The organism is Nitrospiraceae bacterium (genome assembly GCA_035623075.1).
Taxonomy (GTDB): Bacteria; Nitrospirota; Nitrospiria; order Nitrospirales; family Nitrospiraceae; genus DASPUC01.
The window spans coordinates 1-5,165 of the sequence record DASPUC010000007.1 but is presented as its reverse complement, the minus strand read 5'-3'; the positions used below and the strand labels follow the sequence as shown (position 1 = coordinate 5,165).

Here is a 5,165-nt window from a genome sequence, read left to right as displayed (position 1 = left end):
TCGATGACTTCACGCTCATCAGCGAGTACCTGAAAAGTCAGGTGCCCACACCATGAGGCTCATCCGGCCGGCCAGCCAACGACCTGCCTGACTCACATTGCCGCTGGTACAACTATAGGGGGCTGGTCACACCTATTCCCCACTTGACCACCCCTTGCGCCTTGGTTGGTGCCCCTCCTACAATACGCGCCCAGCGAGGCATCCCCCATGCCATTCGTCCTGCGTCCCTTCCGTCGTTTCCCCGTGCAATGCCCAGTGACCTATAACGCTGGTCCGTTCCAAGGAAAAGGCACGGTGTGGAATCTCTCGTGTTCCGGTTGGCGTCTCTCAGGCGACCTCCCCATGCGCCAAGGGGAAAACCTCTCCTTGACCGTCACGCCGCCGAACACACAGCACATCGACATTCCTCTGGCTGTCGTGCGGTGGTCAAGAGGAGGTGAATTTCCGGTTGAGAACGTAATGGTAGAGCCAGATTCCCTCACTCATCTCACCCACTTCGTAAGGCGACGTGTCCGTGAACGAGTTTCCTAGCTCTGCTCCTGACCAGGAGGTGTGCCATGTCCGACGACTATACAGAGGGCCAACGACTCGCATCGGTTGGTAGTTCGCCTGATTGGAACAACCAAGACCAGGCCGACGGCTGGCGGGCGCAGAAACTGGCTGAGGCCACGCGGTATGTCCCGCCACTTGAATCAGCGTCTCCGATAGAAGCCTCTTCCTCATGGGAAGCCCCGCCCGCCTGGCAACCGGCGCAATCGTGGGGTACCTCCTCGGCATCGTGGACATCATCGTCAAGCGTGGCAACCGTCGCACAGGGTGTGACCAAGCGACTGACTCGACTACTGATTGGCCCTGTCGCATTAGCGGGCGGATGGATGGGATACACCTACGGGCAAGCGCAGCATTGGGCGGGGGTGCAGGTCGCGGCAGCGGTGGGTGGTGCGGCACTGGTCGCCGCAGCACTTCTTCCTGTGATCATCTACCTCGTCATGGACCTGATGTACACACTGACGAGGCTCGCGGTCGGCCTCTTGAGGATCAGCGTGAGGTTGCTCCTGCTTGTTGTGATCATCGCTGGCATCGGATGGGTGATTTCCCTGGTCGCAGGCTGGTAGTTCGCCATGTGCCAGCTCGCTTTTGCCTGATCTAGATGCTCATCAGCATCGATCGCCCCAACGCGATACCGTGTCCATCGAAGAAGTCGCGATCTTCCAATAGGTGATGCTCCTATGCCTTTCACGATTCGTCCCTACCGTCGCTTTCCCATCTATTGTCACGTGACTTACCAGACCGGTCAATTTGAGGGTTCCGGCACGGTGTGGAATCTCTCCTTCAGCGGCTGGCGGTTCTCTGGCGATCTGCCGTTACGAGTTGGCGAAGTCTGTTCATTGACGGTGAACCTGTCGATTGACCAGCAAGTCTACGTGACCGCCGGCATCGTGCGATGGGTGCGAGGTGAAGATTTTGGCGTGGAAACGCTCGTCATTGACGAAGAGTCACAGGAGGATTTGGAAGAGTACCTCTGTCACCGGTTAGCGGTAGCTACCGAGGATATCGAATGAGCAGCCCACGCCTTCCACGTGAACTCATGTCGTTCGCAGAGACGACCAATTTCAGCATGTGAGAGATGCCACACTGGGCGCATGATTTGGGCATTATTACGGGCGGTTATCCTCAGCGAGAAGTCGTCGCTGTGGATAGTGATTCGGATACCTGGGAATCTCCCTAGGTCACATGGCATTAGCAGATTTCGTGGCGATTGGATGCGAACAATTTAGAATTATCTAACATTGCCACGCGGCGTAATTACGTATAGGGTTCTTCCGCCCCCAAGATATGGGGGTTCTTGGTGGCGAACCACAATGCTCAAATATCAGGCACTTTGCTATTTATAAGGCTCCATCTGCTTCGCAATCGTTCAAACACAACGTTGTTCACAGGAATATCCACAGAAGCTGTGACTCGCCAACTTTCGTGCCAATATTGCTGTCGTTCGATTGAGAATGTTCGAGCTCATAAACAGTACAGATCATCAACCAGGAGGGTTCGCGATGATGATGGCAAAACGATGGATGATTGCGACGATGATGCTCGTCGGAGTCCTTGCGATTTCATTAAGTTGGAGAAGCAGCGAGACAACGCTTTCAGTTGGTGGGTTGACAGATGCATACGCCGCTGAAAAAGCCGAACCGCTCGACATTAACACGGCTTCTGCCGATCAACTGAAAGCTCTCCCTGGGATCGGCGATGCTTATTCCAAGAAAATTATCGAACATCGTCCGTACAAGCGGAAGGATGAGCTGGTCCAGAAAAAGGTAATCCCGCAAGCAACGTATGACAAGATCAAGGATCAGATTGTGGCGAAGCAGAAGTGACTTTTCGTTGCTCGTATCGAGAATCTGTGACGAAACTCTTCGCACCCTTTCTCAGCCCGCTACAGAGAGAACGGGATCGCATTCGTGCCGAAATTCTTGGGATTCACGGCTTGATGCCATTGCTGATGAAACAACGCAATGGCGTCCGCTGGACTGCTGAAGAGCGATCCCAGCTCTCGCATCACCTTCGCCATTTAACCGCTCTGGGTCCGTACGTTCTCTGTTTCATGGCTCCGGGTTCGTTCGTTGTGTTTCCAGTGGTTGCCTGGTGGCTTGATCGACGCCGACTGAAACGGCGAGACCAAGAGACTCAAACCTCGCAACCCGCCCAGCCTTCGAGGAGCAGGGATTAGCGAGTGCCACGCTCAACACGGTCACGTCTTCTGCTGGCACTCGCTCTCGTATTGCTGCTCGCCCCATCCTCCCTGCATGCCTGGTCCCGCGAAGGGCACGAGATCGTGGCTATGATCGCAGAACCGCGGCTTCACTCTGACGTGCGCGACGCAGTGGTTGCCCTCCTAGAAGGAACCACATTCATCAAGGCAGCCAGTTGGGCGGACAAGGTGCGCAACCAGCAGACCGCCCCGTGGCATTATGTGAACATCGACCTCATGGACACCGAGTATGACGCCGCCCGCGACTGCGCTCAGGATGAATGTGTCATCGGCCAAATCGAACGCTTTCGTCGCGTCCTGGCCAAGGCGGACGCAGATGTGCAGAAACGCCAAAAAGCCCTCAAGTATCTTATCCACTTAGTGGGTGACCTCCACCAACCCCTTCACGCCGCCAATAACAATGACCGCGGAGGGAATGATGTACAGGTGGAATTTATCGGCGAGACGATCGATCCCTACAGTCAGAAGCCGTGGAATCTCCATGCGGTGTGGGACAGTGGGATTCTGGAGGTGCGTGACCGTGACCCACGACGCGTCGTGAAGCGACTGAACGCGTGGTTGAACGCTCAACCAAAAGGGGCGTTCGAGGATGGCTCAGTGGCGGACTGGGCCATGGAGTCACACGATATCGCGAGAGACCATGTGTACGTGCTGCCGGAGGATCGCAGGCTGGGCGAAGACTACTACCGCGCCAGTGTGGCCGTGGTCGATCAACAGTTGGCTAAAGCCGGGGTCCGACTGGCGAAAATCCTGAACGAGGCGTTAGGGAAGAAGTAAGCTGGAACGGTAGACTCGGACACTCAGATGGTAGAGTTGCTTCGCAAGTTGTGGTGGCGAGAATATCGTGCGCAAGGAGGGTGTTATGAAATCAGCAGATGATAGTCCGTCATTTTCAGACATTCGCCGTTTACTCTTTCTCTTTGACGACGAAGTGCACGCTCCTATTCTTCTGAAAACACTCGCTACTGTCTTGGAAACAGAGAGGACGATCCTTCCCATAGCTTATGGTTGTAATGTCGATTGACACACCTAAATCGTGAAGATACGTCTTCACATTTTCGGCTCGACGCTCGCCCAACATGAGGTTATATGCTGCTGATCCCACGTCATCGCCCCGGCCTTCCAATAGCAGCTGCGTGACTTCTTCCGCTTGCAGCCGCTTGGCATTCCCATTCAAGACCGACAGCGCATCCGGCCGTAAAGAAGCTCGATCAAAGTCAAAGAGCACATCCATCAACGGCCCGTTGGGCAGCCCGGTCGCATTACGGGTGGCCAGCTCGGGCTGTGTGGTCCGTGAGCGCGAGGGCATTACCTCAAGGTCTTTGGGCGGAATGTCTTGAATCGCAGGGGCGACGATCCGTTCCGTCTGCGTCTCTCCAGTCCCAGACCCAGACTGGGTCGCACACCCCTGTGCAAGGATGAGCGCCACGACGAACATTCCCATGATGATGAACTCTGGCGTATTTCGCATATCGCCCTCCGCCTGTTCCAAATGAAAATTAGTGAATGCGAGAAATCGTGATTGAGCAGCTACCAAAACGGCTTAATAGGTGGCTAAGGATTAAGTCGCTTTGCTGGATTCAACCTCCCCGACGCTGGGCTATGGAGGGTTCGATGAACCGCCATTCGGATCGCCTGTTGTTCAGCACTTGAGAGATCACAGAGCCGCATACGCCGACGCAGGGGCTGCGGCATCCCCGCCGTCGCGACGAGCAACTGGAGGTAGCACCACCGCCATCGCAGGAAGAGGTTGGCGCAGAAAGCTTTGAACACCGGATCATCATCCGATAATACTGAGGCGTCTGGATAGACCATACGCCACCACGCAGTGAGGTGTGGTTGAAATTCGGCGACAAACTCGTCGGGTTGCTCCACCGCCCACTTCCACATCCAGAGAGGCCATATCTCTTCATACTGATCGATTGACAAGATCGTGTTCTCAGTCTTACCAAGAGCCTTGATGCGCTCTAATACCGCATCTCGATAGAGGTCCATGTCCTGCTCTGTTGGCTCCCACTCCTGCTGTGACGTGGCCATCAGGCCGTCCTTTTGTTTCACAATGCGGAGGCTTCAGCTCAGTTAGTCGGTCGGGGGCGCGGGAAGGTTACAGCAATCTGAAAACAATCGATAGGATTGATTTTGAGCCTCTTATGAATTCTCCTGGGACCCCTTTGGCAACAGGTGGAACTCAATCAAGGCACTGCCTCATCCTCCCGCGTCCTTGATCTTGCGCGAAAGAACGTTATCTATAAAGTGAGCGGAGGCCTCGGTGAGAGGAACGCTCATGGACATCGAGGTCGGGTGTAGGGGCGGTGAGCAGGCCCGCCAATGACGAGCGGGAAGCCTAAAACCCCTCCAAGACCTCCAACATGCACAACAGCTCTCTGGACCCGCC

At 55.4% G+C, this 5,165-nt stretch carries 7 protein-coding genes; 4 read left to right on the top strand and 3 right to left on the bottom strand.

From position 1 onward, the window contains the following. The first annotated feature begins 557 nt into the window (after window positions 1-557). The 3 genes from VEI50_01780 to VEI50_01770 all read left to right on the top strand — a co-directional run bounded on the left by VEI50_01780 (window position 558) and on the right by VEI50_01770 (window position 2,375). Window positions 558-1,115, top strand: coding sequence for a hypothetical protein (locus tag VEI50_01780; protein HXX73841.1), 558 nt, complete (start codon window positions 558-560; stop codon window positions 1,113-1,115). A 114-nt stretch (window positions 1,116-1,229) separates the two neighbouring features. Then, entirely contained in the window at window positions 1,230-1,562 is a 333-nt protein-coding gene (locus tag VEI50_01775; protein ID HXX73840.1) for a PilZ domain-containing protein, read from the top strand. Between the two features lie 489 nt (window positions 1,563-2,051). Next, a complete protein-coding gene (locus tag VEI50_01770) occupies window positions 2,052-2,375 on the top strand; it encodes a helix-hairpin-helix domain-containing protein (protein HXX73839.1) in 324 nt (107 codons plus the stop codon). A gap of 59 nt (window positions 2,376-2,434) precedes the next feature. Here VEI50_01770 and VEI50_01765 read toward each other — a convergent pair whose 3' ends face one another. Beyond that, window positions 2,435-2,569: a hypothetical protein gene (locus VEI50_01765; GenBank protein HXX73838.1), complete on the bottom strand. Its 135-nt coding sequence runs from the start codon at window positions 2,567-2,569 to the stop codon at window positions 2,435-2,437. A 162-nt stretch (window positions 2,570-2,731) separates the two neighbouring features. On the opposite strand from VEI50_01765, the gene VEI50_01760 reads away from it, so the two are divergent. Beyond that, window positions 2,732-3,547: a S1/P1 nuclease gene (locus tag VEI50_01760; GenBank protein HXX73837.1), complete on the top strand. Its 816-nt coding sequence runs from the start codon at window positions 2,732-2,734 to the stop codon at window positions 3,545-3,547. 130 nt (window positions 3,548-3,677) lie between these two features. On the opposite strand, the gene VEI50_01755 is transcribed toward VEI50_01760, so the two are convergent. Together VEI50_01755 and VEI50_01750 are read right to left on the bottom strand one after the other, a co-directional pair. Next, a complete protein-coding gene (locus VEI50_01755) occupies window positions 3,678-4,241 on the bottom strand; it encodes an OmpA family protein (GenBank protein HXX73836.1) in 564 nt (187 codons plus the stop codon). Window positions 4,242-4,324: 83 nt separating this feature from the next. Next, window positions 4,325-4,807 (bottom strand): hypothetical protein, encoded by a 483-nt coding sequence (locus VEI50_01750; GenBank protein HXX73835.1) that lies wholly within the window; start codon window positions 4,805-4,807, stop codon window positions 4,325-4,327. Window positions 4,808-5,165: the final 358 nt, after the last annotated feature.